This is a genomic window from Sphaerisporangium perillae (assembly GCF_023276435.1).
In the GTDB taxonomy this organism is placed as follows: Bacteria; Actinomycetota; Actinomycetes; order Streptosporangiales; family Streptosporangiaceae; genus Sphaerisporangium; species Sphaerisporangium perillae.
Genome location: NZ_JALLPO010000006.1, coordinates 104,385 through 125,344, shown reverse-complemented (window position 1 = coordinate 125,344; position 20,960 = coordinate 104,385). Strand labels below are relative to the sequence as shown.

Here is a 20,960-nt window from a genome sequence, read left to right as displayed (position 1 = left end):
CATCGCCGTATCTCACCTCGCCGTCACGGCGCCGAATGCACAGGCACCACAGCGGGCGTAGAGGGGAGGTCACGCGGCCGGTTCCCGGGCTGTGCCGTGGCGGGGTCATATGCGGACTCCGGCGAGCATGCCGAAGCGGTGGAGGAGCCACAGGAGGGGGTCCTCCACGCGGTAGGGGCGGATGCCGCCGGGGCCGACCGCGTCGGCGCCGGGGACGCCGCCCAGGGCCGAGAGGCCGAACAGCGCGAAGTCGGTGAAGTGCTGGCGGAGGTAGCGGTCGACCATCCCCGCCTGCCAGTCGTCCAGCAGGGCCCTGACCTGCTCGTGGACGGCCTCGCGGTCGTCGAGGTCGAGCGTGCCGGACGGGGTGCGGGCCCGGTGCAGCGCCGACTGGGCGTCCATGCCCTCCTGCAGGGCGTCGATCTTGCTGAGCGCCACCGCCACCGGGACCTTGAGCCGGCCCGACCCGGCGCGGTCGCGCAGCAGCTCGGTGACCCGGCTGATCACGTTGATCGGGTCGCTGTCGGGGTCGCCGGCGTTGACGCCGCTCCTGACCTGGGCGAGCCCGCTGAGCGACGCCTTGGCCCCCGGCAGCTCCAGCGGGTCGACCAGGAAGACGATCGCGTCGGCGGCGTTGAGGTAGCGCAGGTGCGTCTCGGTGGACTCGCGGCTGCGCAGGTCCTCCCCGGCGGTGTCGAAGAGCACCAGCGTCAGCGACATCGTCTTTGATCGCAGGCGTCCCGGGACGGTCCGGGTGAGCAGGTACACCAGCGGGTCGCGCGGCTCGGTGGCGGCGGGCCGGGTGGTGCTGAGCAGCCGCTGCTCGCCGTACAGCGGGCGGGCGAAGTCCTGCTTGTAGCGGGTGATGGTGCGGTCGTCGCAGGCGACCAGGGAGGCGTCCAGCTCGGCGCCGACCCGGTTGGTCAGCTCGTGGAGCAGGACGGCGATGTAGGTGCTCTTGCCCGACCCCTTGGCCCCGACCAGGGCCACGATCTTGCCCGGGTTCGCGCAGTACTCGGCCGGCAGCCGGTTGTGGCATTCGGGGCACACCCGCCACCCGGTGGATCGGCCGCACCTGGGGCAGTCGGCGCGGCGGCCCGGCCTGCGCACCGAGAACACGGGGGGCAGGGAGGCGGCGGCGGGGGAGCCGAGGTATTCGGCCAGGGTCTCGTCCAGCAGCGCGTCGCAGCCGCCGCCGCGCCCGGACCTGCCCGCGCAGCGGAACGCGATGCGGTTGCGGTCGAGCCGCGCGAAGCAGAACGGGCAGGTGATCACCAAGGGGTCATCCCACCTTCATTCGCCGGACGGGCGGGTCGATCAGGGCCACCTCGCCGTCCGCCGCCGCAGGCTCGCCCGAGCCCTGGCCGGGGTCCGTGGCGGCGCCCTCCGGCGCGGGGGCGTCCCACAGGTATCCGCCGTCGCGGAGCATGTCCTCGAGCACGCTGTCGTTCCGGAGCACGCCGTCGTTCCACACCGGACCGGCGTACGCGGGGTGATCACGGCCGGCGGGCTCCTGGTGTCCCGGTGCGCCGCCGGCGCCTCGCCCGCCGCCACCCGTGGCCCAGCGCGGGCCTTCGACGGCGCCTTCGGCGAAGCAGCGCAGCCAGTACGGCTTGGCCTGCCGGGGGGCGGGAACGGTGAGGCGGGCCGGTACCTCCAGGTCGGTCCACTCCGCGAGGAGGATGCCGTCGTCGGCCGACTTGGGCTGGACGTGCCCGGGTTTGAGCACCAGGGCGAGGCGGCGCAGCCGTACGGGCCGGTCGGCGGTGACCTCGACCACCAGCGAGCGACGCCAGGCCGGGCCCTGCTGGCTGAGGTCGTAGCGGACGGGGACGTGCCCGGACAGCCGCAGGCTCACGGCGGTCCCGCGGACCCGCTCGCCGTGCACCATGGACGTGGGCGCGACCTCGACGGTGACCGGCTCGCCTTCCGGGACGTCGAGCCGCACGCCGCCCTGCGCGCGGTAGGCGGCCGAGTTCACGATCATGCTGCGGCCGTTCCAGCGGACCTCGACCTCGGGCACGTCCGGCGGCCAGACGAAGCCGACGTACACGGTGACGCCGCGGCGCTGCGCGGTGAGCCGGGCCGGGGGCGCGAGGTTGAGGTGCTCGATGTGCCGGCCGACCGTGGCGAGCTCGCCCGCCACGGTGACCGCGAGGAGGACGCCCTGGCCGCCGCCCGGCCGGATGGACTGGCCATCTCGGGTCGGCGCGGAGGGGATCGGGCGGGTGGCGGCGCGCAGCTCGGCGAGCGACAGGGTCGTGCCCATCGGCCAGGGCGGCGCCGCGTCGAGCCCGACGATCTCCAGCTCGCCGGTCGCGGGCTCCTCGTACTGGACCAGGAACGTGCCCGGGGCCGAGGGGTCGGGCCGGAGCGTGAAGTCGGTGACCGGCCGCGGGCGCCCGAGCGGCGTCACGGTGCGCCGCACGCCCGGGGTGACCACCTCGCCGTCGGGTCCGGCGTAGGCGGCGGAGACGACGTAGATGTGGCTGGTGCCGTTGGTCACGTCCCTGTCGCGGAATCCGGTGTCGCCGGCGGTGACGGGCCGCCCGTCCCGGGTCACGATGACCCGGGTGGCCTCGGCGGGCCGGGTCCAGCGGCCGGACACCACGCCGTCGCCCGCGGTGAGCCGCACGGCGCCGGGTTCGGGCTGGACGACCACCGGCTGGGCCATCGCGGGCATGGCGACGGCGTCGTCCCTGCGGGCCACCACCCAGTAGGTGACCGGCGTGTTGACCGGCGGATGCTCGTCGCGGGCCGAGGGCCGTTCGGTCGTCTCCAGCGCGATGCCGTCCCGGTAGACGTCGTACAGGACGCGGCCGGCCCGCGAGGGCGAGGGCTGCCACACCAGGCTCACCCCTTCGCCCTGTATGGCGGCGCGTACGGCCCGCGCCGGGTGCGGGGCGAGCCGGGCGAGGAGCTCGGCGGCGCCGGGCAGGTCGGGGACGCGTTGCAGCGCGTCGCGCACGGCGAGCCAGGCGTCGTCGGGGTCCAGGGCGGCCCGCGCCCGGTCTCTGAGGCGCACGGCGTGCGCGAGACGCGCCCGCACCTCGGTGGCCAGCTCGGCGGCCTCGCCGGTGAGCGCGCCGGGGTCCAGGGCCTCGGCGAAGTCGGCCGCCGCGTGGATCTCCCCGGCGTCGACGAGCTCGCGCAGCCGGGCCGAGGGGCCGCCGGTGAGGCCGCCCTCCCCGCGGACGGCGAAGATGAGCCTGCGGGCGTCGCCGGTGGCGAGGTCGAGATCGGTGGTCGCGTGCCGCAGCAGCGTGTCGTCGTAGGGGTGCTCGCGGATGCGCTCCCGCAGGCGGGCGACGATGTCGTACCGGATGAGGGCTTCGGGGTCGGGGGAGTTGCGCAGGGCGGCCAGCACCGTGTCGGCGCTGACGGTCCACGGGCCTCGCGTCCGGGTCGCCCATCGCCGGGCCGCCTCGGCGGCGGCGTCTCGCACCGAGCCGCCGCCGGCGACCGCGAAGCCGTCGAGCACCCGCATGCCGGTGCACTCGTCGCCGAACAGGAACCGGCCCAGGTGGGGCATCCCGAGCGTGTCGAGCGCCTCGCGCACCTTGGCGAACCCGGGGTAGGGCGGGGCCTCCGGCAGCCGGTCGGGTTCGCGGACCTCGATGGACCGCTCGGCGGCCAGGCGGGCCGCCTCCTCGGTGCTGACGCCGCTGGAACGGGCGATCGTGGCCACGAGGGCGGGGGAGAGCATGCGCAGCCTGCCCGCGGCGTCGTCGAGCCGGCCGCCCGCGCCCGCCAGCCTGCGCGCCGCCCTGTGCTCGGACTCGCCCAGCGCCTCCCTCAGCGGCGCCAGGTCGCCGTCGGCGGTGGCCGAGAAGATGGGGGCGAACCGGCTGTGGTCGGCCTCCAGCCGGTCGGCCAGCCGCTTGTACTTCAGCATGCCGCGGGCCCGCCGCCAGCATTGGCGTACCTGCCGGACGGTCTCGGCGACCTCCGCGGCCGTCATCGCCTCGCGCAGCTGGTAGCGGACCGTGAGGTCCTCGGGCGGGAGCCCGCCCGCCTCGCGTGCGGGCTCCAGCACCTCCCGGGTGTAGCGCTGCTCGTCGAACGCCATCCGGCCGCCCGGCTAGCTGACCTGGACGCGGGACAGGGCGGCCCGGGACTCGGCCACCTCCTCCTCGGACATGCCGCCGATCTGGATGCGCAGCTCCAGCTCCTCGCCGGTCTCCCGCTCGCGGGCGGTGACCTGCAGCAGGCCGGAGGCGTCCAGGGCGAAGGTGACCTCGATCGGCCATCCGGCCGGCTTGCCCGGCGGGATCTTCAGCAGGCCCTCGGCGATGAGGCCGTTGTCCTCTGGGTCGTCTGACTCGGCGGTGCCGGCCTGCTCCATGACCTCGACGGTGACCCCGGTCTGGCCGGCGTCGATGGTGTAGAAGTCCTGCGTCACGCCGGCCGGGAGCGGGTCGTTGGCGTGGACGAGGTGCTCCACGCTACGGCGGCGGGTCTCCTTGTCGGTCACCATGATGCCGAACGCGCGGGAGGCGACCGTCTTGATCGTCCGCCCGGCGATCTGCTCCTGCTGCTCGGCGGACAGGCCGGCTCGCTCGGCGATCTCCTGGGCCTTGTCCGGCTCGCCGGCCTTCCGCAGGCGCCGGTAGGTCTCCTCGAAGGCGTAGAGCGCGGCGCCCTTGGCGACGGCGAGGTCGGGATCCTGCAGGCGCGGGGTGAGCTGGAACTCCTTCTGCAGGGCCTCGCTCACCGACGGCATCTTGGTGGAGCCGCCGACCAGCACCAGATGGTCGTAGGACCGCACCCCCTTGCCCGCGGCCGTCTCCATGGTGCGCCGGGTGATCTCGATGGTGCGGTCGAGCAGGTCGCGCGTCAGCTCCTCCAAGGACTCGCGGGTCAGCTCGACCGTGGTCACCCTGCCGTCGTGCATCACGCGGACGGCGTGCTGGGTGCGCGTGGAGAGGGTCTTCTTGAGCTCCTCGGCGTCGCGGCGCAGCTGCTGCTCGGAGTGCTTGTCGAGCAGGGGGTCGCCGGCGTCGGGGTGCTCCTGCCGGAACCGCTCCGCCAGGTGCTCCGCCAGCCGGTCGTCCCAGTCGGCGCCGCCCAGCTCGTGGTCGCCGTCGGTGCAGACGACCTCGATGTTGCCGCCCTCGATCTTGATCACCGTGGTGTCGAAGGTGCCGCCGCCGAGGTCGTACACCAGGATCGTGCGGTCCTGGTCGGGGTTGAGCACGCCGTAGGTGATGGCCGCCGCGATCGGCTCGGAGACGACGTCGATGACGTTGAGGCCGGCGATCTCCCCGGCCTTCCTGGTGGCGTCCCGCTCGGCAGCGCCGAAGTACGCGGGCACGGTGATCACCACGTCGTCGACCGTCTCGGACGTCGTGGTCGTGGCGTCGTCGGCGAGCTTGCGCAGGATGAAGGCGGAGATCTCCTCCGGGGTGTACGGCCTGCCGTGCCTGACGCGGGGCGCGTCCTGGCCCATGTCGCGCTTGATCCGGCTGACGACGAGGTCGGGGTGCAGGACGGCGCTGTCCTTGGCCGTGGCGCCGACCACGACGTTGTCGGGGGATTCGAAGAACACCACCGAGGGCGTGGTGTCGGCGCCTTCCATGTTGCGCAGCACCGTCGGCCGCCCGACGTCGTCCACATAGGCGATACACGAATATGTCGTGCCGAGGTCGATCCCGTGAACAGCCATCGCCTACTCGCTCCCCTTCTCCGTACCGCCGCCCGCGCGCTCCGTGGCCCCGTTCACCTCGTCACCCGCGTTCTGGTCCTTGCCGTCGTTCCGGTCTTTCCGCTGCTGTAAATCGTGCGCGTTGCCCGCTTTATCCGGCTTTTTCGTCTTTTTCATGTTTTCTGATTTCGGGCGGCCTGCCGCTTCCCCCTCCGGGGCGGCCCGCCCGACGACGACCGAGGCCTTGCGCAGGACCCGCTCGCCCATCGCGAACCCCTCGGCCAGCACCTCCACGACCGTCCCGTCCGCGCCGGCCTCCACCGCGCGCGTGCCGGCCGGCCGGTGGAGCGCGGGGTCGTACGCGTCGCCCGCCTTGACGCCGGCACGCTCGGCGCCCGTGCGGCCGAGCGCCTCGGCGACCTCCTCGGCGATGGCCGCGAACAGGCGACCGGCCAGCTCGGCGGCGGGCGGGTCCGGCGCCTGCCAGCGGGCCGCCTCGCGGGTCACCGTGTCGTGGAGCCGGTAGAGGCCCGCCCTGACCGGGGTCAGCGCCTCCTGCAGGAGCCCGTGCCGCAACTGCTGGTTCTCGGTGTGCAGGCGGTCGATGACCTGCTCCCGGTGGGCCGCCCGATCGTGCTCGCGCCCCGCCGTCTCGGCGAGCGCGGCGAGCCGTCGGGTGAGCTCCTCGACCTGGCGCGCCAGTTCCTTGGCCGCGTCGGGGAGACCGGGTTCGCCGGAAGATGTCGCGTCGCTGGAGGCAGTGTGCGGCTCTTCGGGGGGCGGCGCCATCAATCTCCTCGTGGCGGAAATGCAGAGTTCCTGATGTCAGTAACTCTAACCACCAATGACCCCGCCCGGTAGAGAGTAATCTGTCCGCTAATGAGCCTTATGTCGTGATTGACAGGGCGCCGAACCCGGCTCATCCGCAGCTGTCATATCAACACCCGGCATAACTGGTTTATCAGTAAATGTGCATTGAAGGTGCCGGGTTTATCAGGATCGTGGTCAGGCGAATCGTTCGCCGGTTTCCGCCGGCGCCTGCCGGACGAGCGTCATCAGGGAAGTGTCCGCCGGCTGGTCGAGCCAGGCCTGCGTGCCCACGGGAAGCTCGCCATGAACGCCGCCGCGAGGAACGGGCGGCCGAGCCGGTGGTGCCGCTGGACATCGTCCGGCAGCGCACCACGGCGCTGGCGATCCTCGCCGGCGCCCCTGCGTACCAGCCTCGACCTGCCCGCCACCATCGAGGCCGCCGTTCCGGACGCGGACCTGCTCGGGGCGGGCGACGGGACGGCCGGGCCACGGATGCGGGCCGATCGCGCGTAGGCCCCCCGGCCACGCGGGGGGCCCGGTTCTGCGGAGTCGTCAGCTGACGGTGGCGTTGCGGATCGTGCCGGTGCTGTTCCACACGTTGAGGCCGAAGTAGCCACTGGCCGTGGCGGTGTCGGTCACGTCGATCACCGGTTCCGCGCCGTTCTCCAGGTACACCTGGATGCGCGGTCCGGTGGCGACCACCTTGAGGTGGTAGGAGGTGCCGGGCGTGATGGTGGTGTGGTAGTCGCCGAGCACCGCGCCCGGCCGCCAGAGCCGTACGAAGCCGCCGGTATCGACGTTGGCGGTGTAGTGCATGGCCAGGTCGGCGCTGGCCCTGAAGGTGAGGGCCGCGGCGGCGCCGGGCGCGTCCGGACGGAGATCTCCTTCATAGGTGAAGTCCGAGCCGGTCTGGCCGCTCAGGTAGAAGGCGTTTCCACCGGGCGTGGTGCCCGTCTTGCCGTCCGCCAGGCTGGTCCAGGTGCCGCCGACCGGGCGCCACGGCCCGGCGAGATTGCTGCCGGGGTTGGTGCCGGGAGTGGACGGCGGCCAGATGCGCTCGAGGTCGTGGTACTTCAGCGAGACCAGCCGCACCTCGCCGCCGGCGGCGTAGACCGAGATGCCCCGGCTGCCGGGCCCGGCGGTGAAGTTGACGTTGTCGGTGTAGGAGAGGACGCCGTCGTTGCCGAAGATCTCGAGCTGGCCGCGGTCGACGAGGACGCGCATCGTGACGCGTCCGTTCCGGGGCGCGAGGGGCGCGCCGTACAGCGTCTGGGCGGCGCGGTCGTAGGCGACCTTGCGGTCGTAGCTCCCGTCGGCCCGGGTGTGCAGCAGCAGGCCGAACTCCGAGGCGGTGGCGCCGGCCGCGTCGAACTCGGCGGTGATCTCGTAGGTGTCACCGGCGATCCCGGCGAGCGGGTTGGAGTCCGGGCTCGCGGTGATCGTTCGCTGGGACCAGGAGCGGCCCTTGCCGCGGATCTTGGAGATCTCACGGACCGGGTTGCGGACGACGCGCATGCCTTCGGGGAACGTACGGAGCCCCAGCTGGGCGGGGAAGCTCGCGTTGCCGGTCCACGAGCCGCCGCGGTTGCCGGGCTGCCAGGCGATCTGGACGATCCGGTCGCCGGGCATGTTGTTGAAGGTCAGCGGCGCGTAGACGGTGCCGCCCGGGTCGTTCCTGCCCTTGTCCATACGCTGCGGCGTGGTCCAGGTGGTGGTGAACCTGGTGCCGTCGAAGTCGCCCACCACGTATTCCATGCTCGCGTCGTTGAGCACCCACTTGACCGTGCGGCCGCCGTCCAGCGGCAGCGGGTACATGTCCGGGCACTCGAACAGCCAATCGGCGGCGAAGCGGCTGGCGAAGGTCCAGTCGAGCAGGTTGGGGGAGGTGTAGACGTTGACGCCGTTGCCGCCCTCGTTGGACCAGACCACCATCACCCACTTGCGGGTCGCCTTGTGCCAGAAGACCTTGGGGTCGCGGCTCTCGCCGCCGGGGGTCACCACCTTGCGCCCGTTGTCGTAGGACTTGAAGGTCTTCGCCCCGTCGGTGCTGTAGTTGACGGTGACCCCGTTGGTGCCGGTGAACACCACGATGGGGTCGTCCTTCTTGCCGGCCTTCAGCCCGGAGGTGCCGTCCTTGTCCACCACGCCGGCCCCGGACCACAGGTCGCCGGGATGCACGCCTGGTTCCAGCGCGATGGGCTGCTGGGTCCAGTGCACGAGGTCGGGGCTGGTGGCGTGTCCCCAGTGCATGGTGTCCCAGCCGAGCCCGTGCGGATTGTGCTGGAAGAACAGGTGGTAGGTGCCCTTGTAGTACAGCGGGGCGTTGGGGTCGTTCATCCAGCCACCGCGCGGGCTGAAGTGGAACTGCCCCCGGTAGGGCTCGTCGTAGGCGCCCTCACTGGTCGTGGGGTACGGGTATTCGGGGTAGTCGGCCGGGTCGCCGGCGAAGGCGGGGGAGGCGGCGGGGACGAGGAAGGCCAGGGTGGCGAGGAGTATGAGGACGAGCCGCGGAGGTGATGCTCGACGCATCGATCTTCCCTTCGGGGGGCGGGAGAGAACCGGCAGATCGGCGACGTGGCGTCACCGTCCGGGGGAGAACGGGGTCAGCGGGCAGGCGGAAGCCGTCGACGGCGCGCGGGGCCGCCGGAGAGGGCCGCCGCGGGCTGCGGCACTGTTGCGTACAGGTTAAGGAAACGTTTCCTGAGTCGCAGGCAAGTATTGATGGACGTCCGGGAAAAGTCCAGAGGCAGTGCCCAGGGAAACTGCGGTGTAATGGACAGCGCCCGCGGGGCATCGGAAGATGACCCCGGTGGGGCACGGCCGGGCCGGTACCGAAGGAGACGCGAGTGGCCGCACAACGCGGGGGGCGTGCGACGGGGCGGTCTCCGACGATGAAGGACGTCGCCGCGCTGGCCGGCGTGGGGCTGGCCACCGTCTCCCGGGTCATCAACGGCACTCCCGTCGACCCCGTGCTGGCCGCTCAGGTGACGGAGGCGGCGAAGCGGCTCGGCTACCGGCATGATCCGACCGCGAGCAGCCTGCGGCGGTCGGACCGCCGTACGCGCACCATCGGGCTGATCCTCGAAGACGTGGCCAACCCCTTCTCCTCCCTGCTGCACCGGGCCGTCGAGGACGCCACCAGCGAGCTCGGGCTGCTGCTGCTCGCGGGCAGCAGCGACGAGGATCCCGAGCGGGAACGCAGCCTGCTCGGGGCCTTCCACGCCAGACGGGTGGACGGGCTCATCGTGGTGCCGACCGGCCAGGTCGACGACGAACTGCAGGCGGTGCGGCGGCAGGGCATGCCGATCGTGTGCGTGGACCGGGCCGCGGAGCTGGAGGGCGTCGACACCGTCACGGTGGACAACGCCGAGGGTGTCGGCGACGCGGTCCGGCGGCTGCACGCGCTCGGGCATCGCGACATCGCCTTTCTCGGAGATCGGACCTCGCTGTGGACCGCCCGGCGACGGTGGGAGGGCTTCGTCTCGACGATGGCCGCGCTGTCCTGCCCGCTGCGGGAGGGCTGGGTGCGCCGCGACCTGCATGGCGAGGCGGCCGGAGAACGGGCGGCCCGTGAGATCCTCACCGGTGGCACGCCGCCCACCGCCCTGGTGACCGGCCAGAACCTGCTCACCATCGGCGCGCGGTCCGCGCTGCAGGATCTCGGGCTGCATCACACCATCGCGCACGTCGGCTTCGACGACTTCGAGCTGGCCAACCTTCTGAGCCCGCCGCTGTCGGTGATCGCCCAGGACCCCAAGGCCCTGGGCCGCCGCGCCTCGGAACTGCTGCTCTCCCGTCTGGACGGCTACGACGGGCCGGGGCGCCACGTCGTGCTGCCGACGCGGTACGTCGCACGCGGATCCGGCGAGATCACCCGGCCTGGGGTGGGCACCGGCTGAGGCCGGTTCCTGAGCGGACACGGCGAGCCGGCCGTTCACCCCGGTGCCGGCGACGCCGGTCCTCGACGATCCGGCGACTCACCCGGGTGCCAGTGCCGCGCGTCCCTGGTCCGGCGGGTTCTCCCCGGAGAGCTCTTCGGCGAGATCCCTGGCCCACGGGGGATTGGCGCCGGCGACCGAGCAGGTGAGCGCGGCGACCTTGGCGGCGAAGGTCGCGGCCGACACGGCCTGGCCGAGGTCGAGGGCGTCGAGCCGCCCGCCGAGCGTCCCTGAGGCGTGCAGGCGGTGCAGCAGCCCGGCGGTGAAGGAGTCGCCGGCCCCGACGGTGTCCACGACCTGCGTGGCGGGCGCGGGCACCTCCGCCCGCTCACCGTCCACCGAGACGACCGCGCCGCGGGCGCCGCGGGTCACCACGACCAGCCGCACGCCCGCGGCATGCCAGGTGTCGCACACCTCCTCGACGCTCTCGCCGGGGTGGATGTGCGCGAGGTCCTCGTCGCTCAGCTTCACCACGTCGGCCAGCGCGCACCATCGCGGCATCCGGGCCCGGTACACCGCGGGGTCCACCAGAGCCGTGCGCACGTTGGGGTCGATCGACACGGTGGCGTGGCGGGCGGCGGCCGCCAGCAGCGCCTCGATGTGCTCGGCGCCCGGCCCGCGGACCAGCGCGAGGGAACCGGTGTGCAGGCAGACCGCTCCGCCGAGCCGCTCGAGGGTCAGTTCGGCCCTGCTCCACTGCCAGTCGGCGGCGCCGTCCGGCCGGAAGGAGTAGACCGCCTTGCCTTCGCCGTCGACGGTGGCGACGGCGAGGGTGCTCGGCTCCGGGGCGGGCACGGAGCCGGTCAGATCGACCCCCGAAGCCGCCAGGTGACGGCGGAACAGGCCACCGAAGGCGTCGCGGGAGATCCGGCCGAGGAACCGGGCGGGCGTGCCGAGCCGGGCGAGCGCCGTCGCCGTGTTCGCCGGACCTCCGCCCGGCAGTACGCGAAGGGCCAGTTCGCCCGGATCCGGAGTCTCGACGACGAAGGCGTCCGCGACGCACTCGCCGAGCACGGCGACCTGGGTGACGGGCATGGCCTGGCCTTTCTGCCGGAAGGTGTGGGGGTACGTGGCGACGTTGCCAACTCGTTACAGGCCGAGGGCATTGACGTTTCGTCCTGCGGAGTTCATCATCGCATCCCAGCGGATGTCAACGTTGACATATGTCGACGATGACATCGCCGCCCGCTATGGAACCAGGGAGTCGCTCATGTCTCGTAGCATTCGAACCCTCGGTGCGCTCGCCGCCTGCACCGTCGCCGCCACCATCGGCCTGACCGGATGCGGCGGGGACGACGCCGCCACCACCGGCGGCTCGGCCGCCGCGGGAGGCTCCGCGCCGGTCAAGGTGGGGCTCATCACCAAGACCGAGACCAACCCCTTCTTCGTCAAGATGAAGGAGGGCGCCCAGGCCGCCGCGAAGGCCGAGGGCGCCGAGCTCATGACCGCCGCGGGCAAGTTCGACGGCGACAACGCCGGCCAGATCACCGCGATCGAGAACATGGTCGCCGCCGGTGTGAAGGGCATCCTGATCACGCCGAGCGACTCCAAGGCGATCGTGCCCGCCATCCAGAAGGCCCGGTCGGCCGGCGTCATGGTCATCGCGCTGGACAGCCCGACCGAGCCGCAGGACGCCACCGACGCGCTCTTCGCCACCGACAACCTCAAGGCCGGGCAGCTCATCGGCGAGTACGCCAAGGCCGCGATGGCCGGCAAGCCCGCCAAGATCGCGACGCTGGACCTGGCCCCCGGCGTCGCGGTCGGGCAGCTCCGCCACGACGGCTTCCTCAAGGGCTTCGGCGTGGCCGAGGGCGACCCGTCCGTCGTCTGCTCCCAGGACACCGGCGGCGACCAGGCCAAGGGTCAGACCGCGATGGAGAACTGCCTGCAAAAGGCCCCCGACATCAACCTCGTCTACACCATCAACGAGCCCGCCGCGCTCGGCGCGTACACCGCCCTCAAGGCGAAGGGCCGGGAGAAGGACGTCCTCATCGTCTCGGTGGACGGCGGCTGCACCGGCACCAAGGCGGTCCAGTCCGGTCAGATCGCCGCGACCTCGCAGCAGTACCCGCTGAAGATGGCCGACCAGGGGGTCAAGGCGGTCGTCGCGTTCGGCAAGGGCGGCGCCAAGGCCTCCGGATACACCGACACCGGCGTCACCCTGATCACCGACAAGCCCGCGGCCGGCGTCGACGCCAAGGACACCGCGTTCGGCCTGCAGAACTGCTGGGGCTAGATCGACATGGCCACGACACCGTCACTCCCGATGACGCCGAGGACACCGCGCTCGGCGCGCAGAACCGCTGGGACCAGATCGACATGACCACCACGACGACAGCTCCGGGGCCAGGGGTGGCGGCCGGTCCGTCACGGGTGCGCCGGCTGCTCACCACGCCGTCGGTCGGGCCGCTGGCGGCCCTGCTGCTCGCCTGCGCCTTCTTCTCCCTCAACAGCCAGCAGTTCCTCAGCGGCGGCAACTTCTCACTGATCATCCAGCAGGTGATGGTCGTCGGCACGCTGGCCATCGGGCAGACGCTGATCATCCTCACCGCCGGCATCGACCTGTCCAACGGCGCGATCATGGCGTTCGGCGGCATCGTCATGGCCAAGCTCGCCGTGGACGGGTCCGTGCCGCCGCTGGTCGCGATCGCGGCCGGCCTGCTCGTCTGCGCGGCGTTCGGCGCCGTCAACGGGCTGCTGGTGACCACGATCCCGCTGCCGCCGTTCATCGTCACGCTGGGCATGCTGAACGTGGTCTTCGCGCTGACCCACGTCTACTCGGCCGACCAGACCGTGGTGAACCTGCCCGCGCCGCTCACCGCGCTGGGCGGCACCTTCGCGATCGGCGGCACCATGGTGACGTACGGGTCGCTGCTGACCATCCTGCTGTTCCTGCTCTTCGCGTACCTGCTGAGCCAGACCGCCTGGGGCCGGCACGTCTACGCGCTGGGCAACAGCCCCGAGGTCGCCCGGCTCACCGGCATCCGCACCGGCCGCCTGACCGTCGGCGTCTACACCGTGGCCGGCCTGGTGTACGGCATCGCCGCGCTGCTGCTGGTCTCAAGGACCGGTGTCGGCGACCCGCAGGCCGGGCAGACCGACAACCTGGACAGCATCACCGCCGTGGTGCTCGGCGGCACCAGCCTGTTCGGCGGCCGGGGCCTGGTCATCGGCACCCTGCTCGGCGCGCTGATCGTCGGCGTCTTCCGCAACGGGCTGCAGCTCATGGGCGTTCCCTCGATCTACCAGACCCTGATCACCGGTGTGCTGGTCATCCTGGCGGTCACCGTGGACCAGCTCTCCCGCAGGAGGATGCGATGACCGACGTCCCGGTGCTGCAGGCCCGCGGCCTGGTCAAGCGGTACGGCCATGTGACCGCGCTGGACGGGGCCGACTTCGACCTGATGCCCGGCGAGGTGCTCGCCGTCATCGGCGACAACGGCGCGGGCAAGACGAGCCTGATCAAGGCGCTCACCGGCGCGGTCCAGCCGGACGAGGGCCGGATCCTGCTCGACGGGAGACCGGTGCGGTTCCGGGACCCGCTCGACGCGCGCCGGCACGGCATCGAGACCGTCTACCAGGACCTGGCCGTCGCCGCCTCGCTCGACATCGCCAGCAACATGTTCCTCGGCCGGGAGATCCGCCGCCCCGGCCTGCTGGGCACGGTGTTCCGGATGCTCGACCACAAGCGGATGCGGGAGGAGTCGGCCCGGCACATGGCCGATCTCAAGATCGGCCTGCGCTCGCTGACCCAGCCGGTGGAGTCGCTGTCCGGCGGGCAGCGCCAGGGCGTGGCCGTGGCCAGGGCGGTCGCGTGGGCCCGGCACGTCGTGGTGATGGACGAGCCGACCGCGGCGCTCGGCGTCAAGGAGTCGGGACAGGTCCTCGACATGATCCGCCGGGTCCGCGACCGCGGCCTTCCGGTGATCCTGATCAGCCACAACATGCCGCACGTCTTCGAAATCGCCGACCGCATCCACGTGCAGCGGCTCGGCCGCCGGGTCGCCCAGCTCAAGCCGGGCGACCACGACATGGCCGAAGTCGTCGCCATCATGACGGGCGCCTTGCAGGTGACGCCCGCCGAGGCCGCGGGCGACCCGGACCGCCCTGACGATCACGCGTCCATGTCGGAGGCGCTGTAGGTGCGGCCGCGGCGCCGCGGCCCGCTTCGGGCGATCACCAGCGCCTGGGCGTCTGCGCTCTACCCTGTCCTCGACACGACGATTGCTACGACCAGAGCGGTGATCCATGTCCAAAGCGCGCCGGGCGACCATGAGCGACGTGGCCCGGGAGGTGGGCGTGACGGCCAAGACCGTCTCCCGGGTCGTCAACGGCGAAGGGCCGGTGTCGCGGGAGACCCGCGAGCGCGTCCTCGCGGCCATGAGCCGGCTCGGCTTCCAGCCCAACCTGATGGCCCGGAACATGCGGGTCGGCGCCCGCGACTCCACCATCGGACTGGTCATCCCCGACATGGGCAACCCCTTCTTCGGCACCGTCGCGGGCGGGGTCGAGAGCGTCGTACGGCCCCGTGGCCTCACCCTGATCGTCGGATCGTCCGAGGAGAGCCCCGAGCGGGAGCGTTCGCTCATCTCCACCTTCCTGGCCCGGCGGGTGACCGCGCTGCTGGTGGTCCCCTCGGCCGGCGGCGACCACCGCTCGATGCGCACGGAGCGGTCGGCCGGTCTGCCGCTGGCCTTCCTGGACCGCCCCGCGAACGGGCTCACCGCCGACTCCGTGGTCAGCTCCAACCGCGAGGGCGCGCGCTCCGGGGTCGCGCACCTGATCGCGCACGGGCACCGCCGCATCGCCTTCGTCGGCGACGCGCCCGCCCTCTACACCAGGCGGGAGCGGTTCCAGGGGTACCGCGACGCGCTGGCTGAGGCGGGCATTCCCTACGACCGGTCCCTGGTGGAGACCGGGCACAACCAGGAGGCCGCCGCGGAGGCGGTGGCCCGTGTGCTCCACGGCCGGAACCCGGCCACCGCCGTCTTCGCGGCCAACAACTTCGCGGCGACCGGGGCCGTTCTCGGCCTGGCCCGGATGCGCCGCCGCGACGTGGCCCTGGTCGGCTTCGACGATCTGCCGCTCGCCGAGGTACTGGAACCCGCCCTGACCGTGATCGCTCAGAACCCCGCCGCGATCGGCCAGGCCGCGGGCGAACTGCTGCTGTCCCGTCTGGACGGCGACCGATCCAAGGCCCGGTCCGTCGTCGTCCCCACCCGGCTGATCGTCCGGGGCTCCGGCGAGCTGCCGCCCGGCTGAACGGCCGGAGATCTCCCGCCGCCCGGCTGAACGGCCGGAGATCTCCCGCCGCCCGGCTGAACGGCCGGCGGTCGCCGAGTCGAGGCCGGACCAGGCGATCCCCGCCGCCTTCGGCAGGCGGCGCGTTCGCGGGTCGGCCAGGTCCAGGTCGGCAGGCGACGGCCTCTGCGGGCGGGTTCAGGGGGTGCCGTTGGCGGTGCGGGGTTGTGTGGCGCGGGTGATGGCGGACTCGACGGCGCCCACGCGGTCGGCGAGCAGGCCGACCGCGCCGACGGCCCTGCTCATCGGGTCGTCCGGCGTGCCTCCGAGCGCCCGCTCCCGCAGGTAGCCCGCCTTCACCTCGGCCCACCGCTCCGCCTGCCGGGCGGTCATGGTGCCGCGCAGCTCCGCCAGCTTCAGCAGGTTGGCCTCGGCCCCGCTGGTGAGGGTCTGCGCCTCGCCCAGGTAGTGATCGTCGATCATCGCCTCCAGTTCGGCGTCGTTCATCACCGGGAGGACGCGTTCCGCCAGCTTGTTCATGTTGCGGTAGGAACCCTGGAGCTGGAAGGGCGGCTCGGTCCGCGAGGCGTCCGCCTGGGCCGCCGAGGCGATGTAGGCCTGGTTGACCGCGAGCACGACCCGCTGGACCCGCAGGAGCTTGCGCAGCACGGCCGTGAGCTGGTCGAGTTCCGTCGCCGAGTAGGGGTGGGCGAGCCGGTCGGGCCGCACCGCCTGGTCGCCCTTCGCCAGGCGCACCAGCAGCTCCACGTCGCCGCCGTCCCGGGCCGACAGCGGCGCCAGCACGGGGTTGGAGGTGAGCGCGTTCTCGATGTAGCTGAGCGCGAACAGCTCGTCCTTGCCGGACAGGACCTCGCCGAGGTTCCACACGTCGGCGCGGTTGGCGAGCATGTCGGGCACGCGGAACCGCCGGCCGGACTCGGTGTATGGGTTGCCGGCCATGCACACCGCGAACCGCTTGCCGCGCAGGTCATAGGTGCGGGTGGCGCCGTCCCAGACGCCCTCCATCCGGCGCTGCGCGTCGCACAGGGAGATGAACTTCTGCAGCAGCTCGGGCGAGGTGTGCTGGATGTCGTCCAGGTAGAGCAGCGCGTTGCTGCCCATCTCCAGCGCGAAGGAGATCTTCTCGACCTCCTGCCGGGCGGTCGCGTCCGGCGCCTCGGCCGGGTCCAGCGAGGTGACTCCGCTGCCGAGCGCGGGCCCGTTGACCTTCACGAAGACCAGCCCGAGCCTGCTCGCGACGTACTCCATGAGCGTCGTCTTGCCATACCCCGGCGGCGAGATCAGCAGCAGCAGCCCCATCTGGTCGGTGCGCCGGGCGTCGCCGACGGTGCCGAGCTGCTTGGCCAGGTTCGCCCCGATCAGCGGCAGGTACACCTCGTCCAGCAGCCGGTTGCGGACGAACGCGCTCATCACCTTGGGCTCGTACTCCGAGAGCCGCAGCCGCCGCCGCTCGCCAGACACCAGCTCGTCGCGCCGACGCTGGTAGGCGCGGAACGCCGGCACGCGCTCCTCGCGGAAGCGCCGGGTGCGCGCGAGCAGTTCGTCGGCGCGGAACCGCAGGCGCCGCTCCGCGATGCGCGGATGGGTGCCGAGCAGCCCTTCGACGGTCGCGGTCAGGGTGGCCGAGGAGTCGTGGCGGGGGAGCCCGGCGCCGCAGAGCACGATCGCCACCGCCTCCGGCAGCTCGCCGGTGGCCGCCTCGACGGCGTTCGCCTCGTCGGTTCCCGCCTCACCGGTGGTCGTCGTGTCGGTGGTCGTCGCGGCGAGCATCGAGCCGAGCCACGCCGACACCAGCTGGTGGCGGGCGGCCAGGTCGTCGCCGAGAGCGCGCAGATCGTCCTCGAACCGCTCGTACGACGCCGACCCCGGGCCGCCGAGAGCCAGGTGGAACCTCCTGATCACGTCACGGGCGCCGGCGCTCGTCACGAACCCGGCCGGCGTCCCGGCCAGCTCCTCGAAGAGGTACTCGGCGGCCAGGCCGGCGTCCGCGCCGAAGGCGACCGGCCCCGCGCCGTCGAGGAAGCCGGTCATCGCGGCGGACAGCTCGGCGCACAGCTCCGCGATCGCGCCGGAGCGCCCCGCCCGGCCCTCCGCCCCCGCCGGGGTTCCAGCGCCCGCGTTCGTTGCCGTGCCCGCGTTCGTTCCTGTGCCCGCGTCCAGGCCGGTGACCCGGCCGAAGGCCGCGCGTGCGCGGGCGAGCGAGGAGGCCCGGATCGCCCATTTCGCCCTGGCCTGCTCGTCCGCGCCGAACGTCCAGAACAGCTGGGCCGCCGCCCGCGCGGAAGGCGGGTACCGCAGCAGCCCGCCGCCCGCGTGCACGCGCAGCAGGGCCGCGAGGATCGCGGCGGCGTCGTGGTCGTGGACACCGCGCTCGTACCCCTCCTCGAAGCGCGCCCCGGCGATCCGGCGCACCACGCCGAGCAGCGCGCCGTCGGTGACCGCCGCCGCGTGCAGCGCCTCCGTGGTCAGCCCTTCCCGGCCGTCCTCGGCGGCGGCGAGGATCCACGCGGCGAGGTGCTCGGCCCGGTACACCTCGGGCGACTCCGACACCAGCGACTGGTCCCAGAACGGGCGGGTCGCCGCGAACGCCTCGTCCCGTACGGGGGAGCGGTAGTCGGTGCCGGTGATGGTGAACGCCATCCCGTCGTCGTGCGGGACGAGCGTCAGGTCGAACGGCTGGGTGCTGACGGCGAAGCGGTGGGCGCCGAGCCGGATCGTGTCGCCGCCCTCGCCGTAGAGGTCCAGGCGGTCGCGCAGCGTCCGGCCGGCCTCCTGCCGGGTGGCCTTGATCTGCCCGGCGAGCTCCTCGGCGCGGACCTGGTCGCCGAGCGCGCGCAGCTCCTCGGACACGGCCCGCAGCTTGGCCACCATCGGGTCGGAGGCGAAGTAGGCGTTGACGTCGTCGAGGGACGAAAGTCCGGCGACGCGGCGGCGCACGCCGGACAGGATCCGCTCGGCCGACGCGGCCAGGCGGTCGGCCTTGCGGGTCCGCTCGTCCAGCAGCGCCTGCTTGCGCGAGGAGAACGCCTCGTAGACGTCCTCGCGCTTGGCGGTCAGCCGGGCCAGGAAGTCGTCGAACTCGCCGAAGCGCGACTCCAGCGTCTCCAGCTGGAGCAGCAGCCGTCCGAGCTGCTCGTCGCACCGCTCGGGGGTGTCGGCCATCGTCATGGCGCCGGTGATCGTCTGCCCCAGCAGCGAGAACTCGGCCGCGAACCGGGCCCGGCCCTCGACGGCGAGCAGCTCCGCGCGGCGGGCGCCGAGGATGGCCCGCGCGCGGTTCACCCCGCCCAGCACCTCGCCGGCCCGCTCCAGGATCGCCGTGCGGACCGTGGCGTCCGCGATGTCGAGGCTCCCGACGACCTCGGTGACGATCTCCAGGCCCTCGGCCTGCTCGGTGAGCCGGTCGCCGACCGGCCCGGCGGCGGCGACGGTGTCGACGTCCCTCGCCTCCGTGGCCAGCCGGTCCACCTCGGCGTGGTACCCGGTGAATGCGTCCTCGCCGCGCAGGAACTCGACGGCCTCGCCCGCCGCCCGGTCGAGTTCCGCGGCGAGGCCGGCCGCCAGCTCGTCCACCTTGGCCTGCTCGACGTAGCGCAGCTCCCGCACGGTGACGAGGTGGCCCTGCGCCTTGCGTAGTTCCGCGAGCCGGGCGACCCACTCGCCGGCCGTGGCCGGCGCCTCGCCGCGCAGGCGCCGGACCATGGACGCGATCCGCGTGGCGGCCTCGTCGAGCGTGGCGGCCGCCTGGCCGGTGAGCGACTGGACCTTCTCGAACTCGTCCAGGACCTCCTCGGCCGCCGACCGCACCGCCCCGAGGGGAGCGCCGAGCTCGCCGAGCTCGGCGTCGCCGAGCCAGTGGTAGTGGTCGGACATCCGCTCGCAGGCGGCGATGAGGGCCTCGAACACCGCCGTGGACGGGCCCATCTCGTCGACCATCCGCGTGATCGACAGCGCGTCGGAGATGCCGCGCACGAGGTCGGCGTTGCCCACCCGCGCGAGGGCGCCGGTGCCGGCCGGCTGCGCGGCGGCGTAGGTGTCGGACAGGTACGGCGTCTGCCATACCTGCATCGGATGCACCCGGGTCGGCTCCCTGGACGCCTCCCGGAACACCACCAGCGTGCCGTCCTCGAACAGCGAGTAACCGTGGCAGGTGATCGGGTTGGCCACCTCCTTGCGGATCACGTTGTACGGCAGCAGCAGGGTCCGGCCTTCGGTGCGGGCATGGAAGACGTACAGGACGTCCTCGCCGTTGGTGGAGCGCACCACCCGCTCGTACTCCAGCTCCTCGACGTCGGTGTCGAAGGTCTTGGTCACGCCGGTGGCCAGGTGGTAGCCGCCGGGGAAGATGATCCCCTGGTCCTCGGGCAGGCGGCGGCAGGCCTGGCCGATGCCGTCCAGGCGCACCACGGTCCTGGTCCGGGTGTTGAACACCAGGTGCCGCCAGGCGGTCTCCTTGTACGGCCTGATGCGCAGCAGGATGAGCGGGCCGATCCTGGCGTGGTGGACGTCGGCGTCGGCCAGGCTCTGCAGCGGCTCGTCGACCGGTTCGCGGTAGATGCCCTCGCCGGTCTCGGTGTTGTCCTCGACCTTGATGGTGAGGTCGCCGCCGACCGTCTCGACGAACACCTCGCCGCCGACGGAGATGTGCGGGTGGCGGCCGAGCACGTGGTCGTCACGCGTGGTCTCGGTCCATTCGAAGTCGTGCGACGGCGGGAAGACGTGGTCGCGCTCGCCGCGGTCGTCCACGTACGCGACGGCGCCGTCGGCGCCGACGCTCCAGCGCAGCACGCGCACGTCCTGCGTGCGCGGGCCCGTCTGGAACACCGCGAGCAGCCTGCCGTCGACCTGCCGGAGCTGGAGCAGGCGGGTCTCCCGGTAGTACCGGTAGAGCTCGCCGAAGTCGCGCTGGAACACCGGGTCGCGCAGCAGCCCGGGCAGCCCGCCGCCGCCCACGTCCTCGAAGCGGAACGCCTCTCCCTCCCGGACGAACCGGTGGAGGGAGAAGACGTCGTCGACCGCCGTCTCCGGCTTCAGGCCGATGAAGACGTTGTAGCCGAACAGCATGAGCCCGCCCACCGCCACGATGTCGCGGGGCACGCAGTTGTTCTCCGTACGGATCCGCTCGGTGCCGATGAGGCGCAGATCGGTGCCGCCGAAGACCGCGAGCCGCTCCGCGTTGAGCGCCTCGGCCCGCCGGGCGAGCTCGGCCGCCTGCTCCGCCAGCCGGGCCCGCAGCACGTCGTAGGTGCCCGCGTCGACGGTCGCCGTCTCCGGGGCGGTGAGAACGTCGGTCACCGGGGCCGCCG

The 20,960-nt window shown here is 72.7% G+C and carries 13 protein-coding genes; 6 read left to right on the top strand and 7 right to left on the bottom strand.

Features of this window, described 5'->3' with window-relative positions; translation table 11 throughout:
- Positions 1-105 precede the first annotated feature (105 nt).
- The 4 genes from MYF83_RS07705 to MYF83_RS07690 are packed head-to-tail and all read right to left on the bottom strand — an operon-like array spanning position 106 to position 6,433.
- The gene (locus MYF83_RS07705; RefSeq protein ID WP_248959624.1) at positions 106-1,275 is read right to left on the bottom strand and encodes a TRAFAC clade GTPase domain-containing protein; all 1,170 of its coding nucleotides are present in this window, start codon (positions 1,273-1,275) and stop codon (positions 106-108) included.
- 7 nt (positions 1,276-1,282) lie between these two features.
- The gene (locus MYF83_RS07700) at positions 1,283-4,069 is read right to left on the bottom strand and encodes a hypothetical protein (RefSeq protein WP_248959493.1); all 2,787 of its coding nucleotides are present in this window, start codon (positions 4,067-4,069) and stop codon (positions 1,283-1,285) included.
- Between the two features lie 12 nt (positions 4,070-4,081).
- Entirely contained in the window at positions 4,082-5,665 is a 1,584-nt protein-coding gene (locus tag MYF83_RS07695) for an Hsp70 family protein (protein ID WP_248959492.1), read from the bottom strand.
- 3 nt (positions 5,666-5,668) lie between these two features.
- Positions 5,669-6,433, bottom strand: a complete 765-nt coding sequence (locus MYF83_RS07690) for a nucleotide exchange factor GrpE (protein ID WP_248959491.1) — start codon at positions 6,431-6,433, stop codon at positions 5,669-5,671.
- Positions 6,434-6,757: 324 nt separating this feature from the next.
- Here MYF83_RS07690 and MYF83_RS07685 point away from each other — a divergent pair, with 324 nt between their 5' ends.
- On the top strand, positions 6,758-6,967 hold the full coding sequence (locus tag MYF83_RS07685; RefSeq protein WP_248959490.1) for a hypothetical protein: 210 nt from the start codon (positions 6,758-6,760) through the stop codon (positions 6,965-6,967).
- Positions 6,968-7,006: 39 nt separating this feature from the next.
- Here the strand turns inward: MYF83_RS07685 and MYF83_RS07680 are convergent, their stop codons facing one another.
- Entirely contained in the window at positions 7,007-8,983 is a 1,977-nt protein-coding gene (locus MYF83_RS07680; protein ID WP_248959489.1) for a glycoside hydrolase family 32 protein, read from the bottom strand.
- Between the two features lie 317 nt (positions 8,984-9,300).
- Here MYF83_RS07680 and MYF83_RS07675 point away from each other — a divergent pair, with 317 nt between their 5' ends.
- Positions 9,301-10,353 (top strand): LacI family DNA-binding transcriptional regulator, encoded by a 1,053-nt coding sequence (locus MYF83_RS07675; RefSeq protein ID WP_248959488.1) that lies wholly within the window; start codon positions 9,301-9,303, stop codon positions 10,351-10,353.
- Between the two features lie 78 nt (positions 10,354-10,431).
- On the opposite strand, the gene MYF83_RS07670 is transcribed toward MYF83_RS07675, so the two are convergent.
- Positions 10,432-11,427, bottom strand: a complete 996-nt coding sequence (locus MYF83_RS07670) for a carbohydrate kinase family protein (RefSeq protein ID WP_248959487.1) — start codon at positions 11,425-11,427, stop codon at positions 10,432-10,434.
- A 175-nt stretch (positions 11,428-11,602) separates the two neighbouring features.
- Between MYF83_RS07670 and MYF83_RS07665 the strand changes: the two genes are divergently transcribed.
- The 4 genes from MYF83_RS07665 to MYF83_RS07650 all read left to right on the top strand — a co-directional run bounded on the left by MYF83_RS07665 (position 11,603) and on the right by MYF83_RS07650 (position 15,654).
- Positions 11,603-12,628 carry a sugar ABC transporter substrate-binding protein gene (locus MYF83_RS07665; RefSeq protein WP_248959486.1) on the top strand — a complete coding sequence of 342 codons (1,026 nt, stop codon included), beginning with the start codon at positions 11,603-11,605 and terminating at the stop codon, positions 12,626-12,628.
- 83 nt (positions 12,629-12,711) lie between these two features.
- The gene (locus MYF83_RS07660) at positions 12,712-13,713 is read left to right on the top strand and encodes an ABC transporter permease (RefSeq protein WP_248959485.1); all 1,002 of its coding nucleotides are present in this window, start codon (positions 12,712-12,714) and stop codon (positions 13,711-13,713) included.
- Positions 13,710-14,534, top strand: coding sequence for an ATP-binding cassette domain-containing protein (locus MYF83_RS07655; RefSeq protein WP_248959484.1), 825 nt, complete (start codon positions 13,710-13,712; stop codon positions 14,532-14,534). Before MYF83_RS07660 ends, MYF83_RS07655 begins: the two co-directional genes overlap by 4 nt.
- Positions 14,535-14,640: 106 nt before the next feature.
- Positions 14,641-15,654 (top strand): LacI family DNA-binding transcriptional regulator, encoded by a 1,014-nt coding sequence (locus tag MYF83_RS07650; protein ID WP_248959483.1) that lies wholly within the window; start codon positions 14,641-14,643, stop codon positions 15,652-15,654.
- 177 nt (positions 15,655-15,831) lie between these two features.
- On the opposite strand, the gene MYF83_RS07645 is transcribed toward MYF83_RS07650, so the two are convergent.
- Positions 15,832-20,949: a DNA repair ATPase gene (locus MYF83_RS07645; RefSeq protein ID WP_248959482.1), complete on the bottom strand. Its 5,118-nt coding sequence runs from the start codon at positions 20,947-20,949 to the stop codon at positions 15,832-15,834.
- Positions 20,950-20,960 lie beyond the last annotated feature (11 nt).

Excerpts from the sequence above, each read along its gene's own strand:
- MYF83_RS07700 (WP_248959493.1), bottom strand. The coding sequence starts at position 4,069 with ATGGCGTTCGACGAGCAGCGCTACACCCGGGAGGTGCTGGAGCCCGCA.
- MYF83_RS07695 (WP_248959492.1), bottom strand. The coding sequence starts at position 5,665 with ATGGCTGTTCACGGGATCGACCTCGGCACGACATATTCGTGTATCGCC.
- MYF83_RS07690 (WP_248959491.1), bottom strand. The coding sequence starts at position 6,433 with ATGGCGCCGCCCCCCGAAGAGCCGCACACTGCCTCCAGCGACGCGACA.
- MYF83_RS07685 (WP_248959490.1), top strand. The coding sequence starts at position 6,758 with ATGAACGCCGCCGCGAGGAACGGGCGGCCGAGCCGGTGGTGCCGCTGG.
- MYF83_RS07680 (WP_248959489.1), bottom strand. The coding sequence starts at position 8,983 with ATGCGTCGAGCATCACCTCCGCGGCTCGTCCTCATACTCCTCGCCACC.
- MYF83_RS07670 (WP_248959487.1), bottom strand. The coding sequence starts at position 11,427 with ATGCCCGTCACCCAGGTCGCCGTGCTCGGCGAGTGCGTCGCGGACGCC.
- MYF83_RS07665 (WP_248959486.1), top strand. The coding sequence starts at position 11,603 with ATGTCTCGTAGCATTCGAACCCTCGGTGCGCTCGCCGCCTGCACCGTC.
- MYF83_RS07660 (WP_248959485.1), top strand. The coding sequence starts at position 12,712 with ATGACCACCACGACGACAGCTCCGGGGCCAGGGGTGGCGGCCGGTCCG.
- MYF83_RS07655 (WP_248959484.1), top strand. The coding sequence starts at position 13,710 with ATGACCGACGTCCCGGTGCTGCAGGCCCGCGGCCTGGTCAAGCGGTAC.
- MYF83_RS07650 (WP_248959483.1), top strand. The coding sequence starts at position 14,641 with ATGTCCAAAGCGCGCCGGGCGACCATGAGCGACGTGGCCCGGGAGGTG.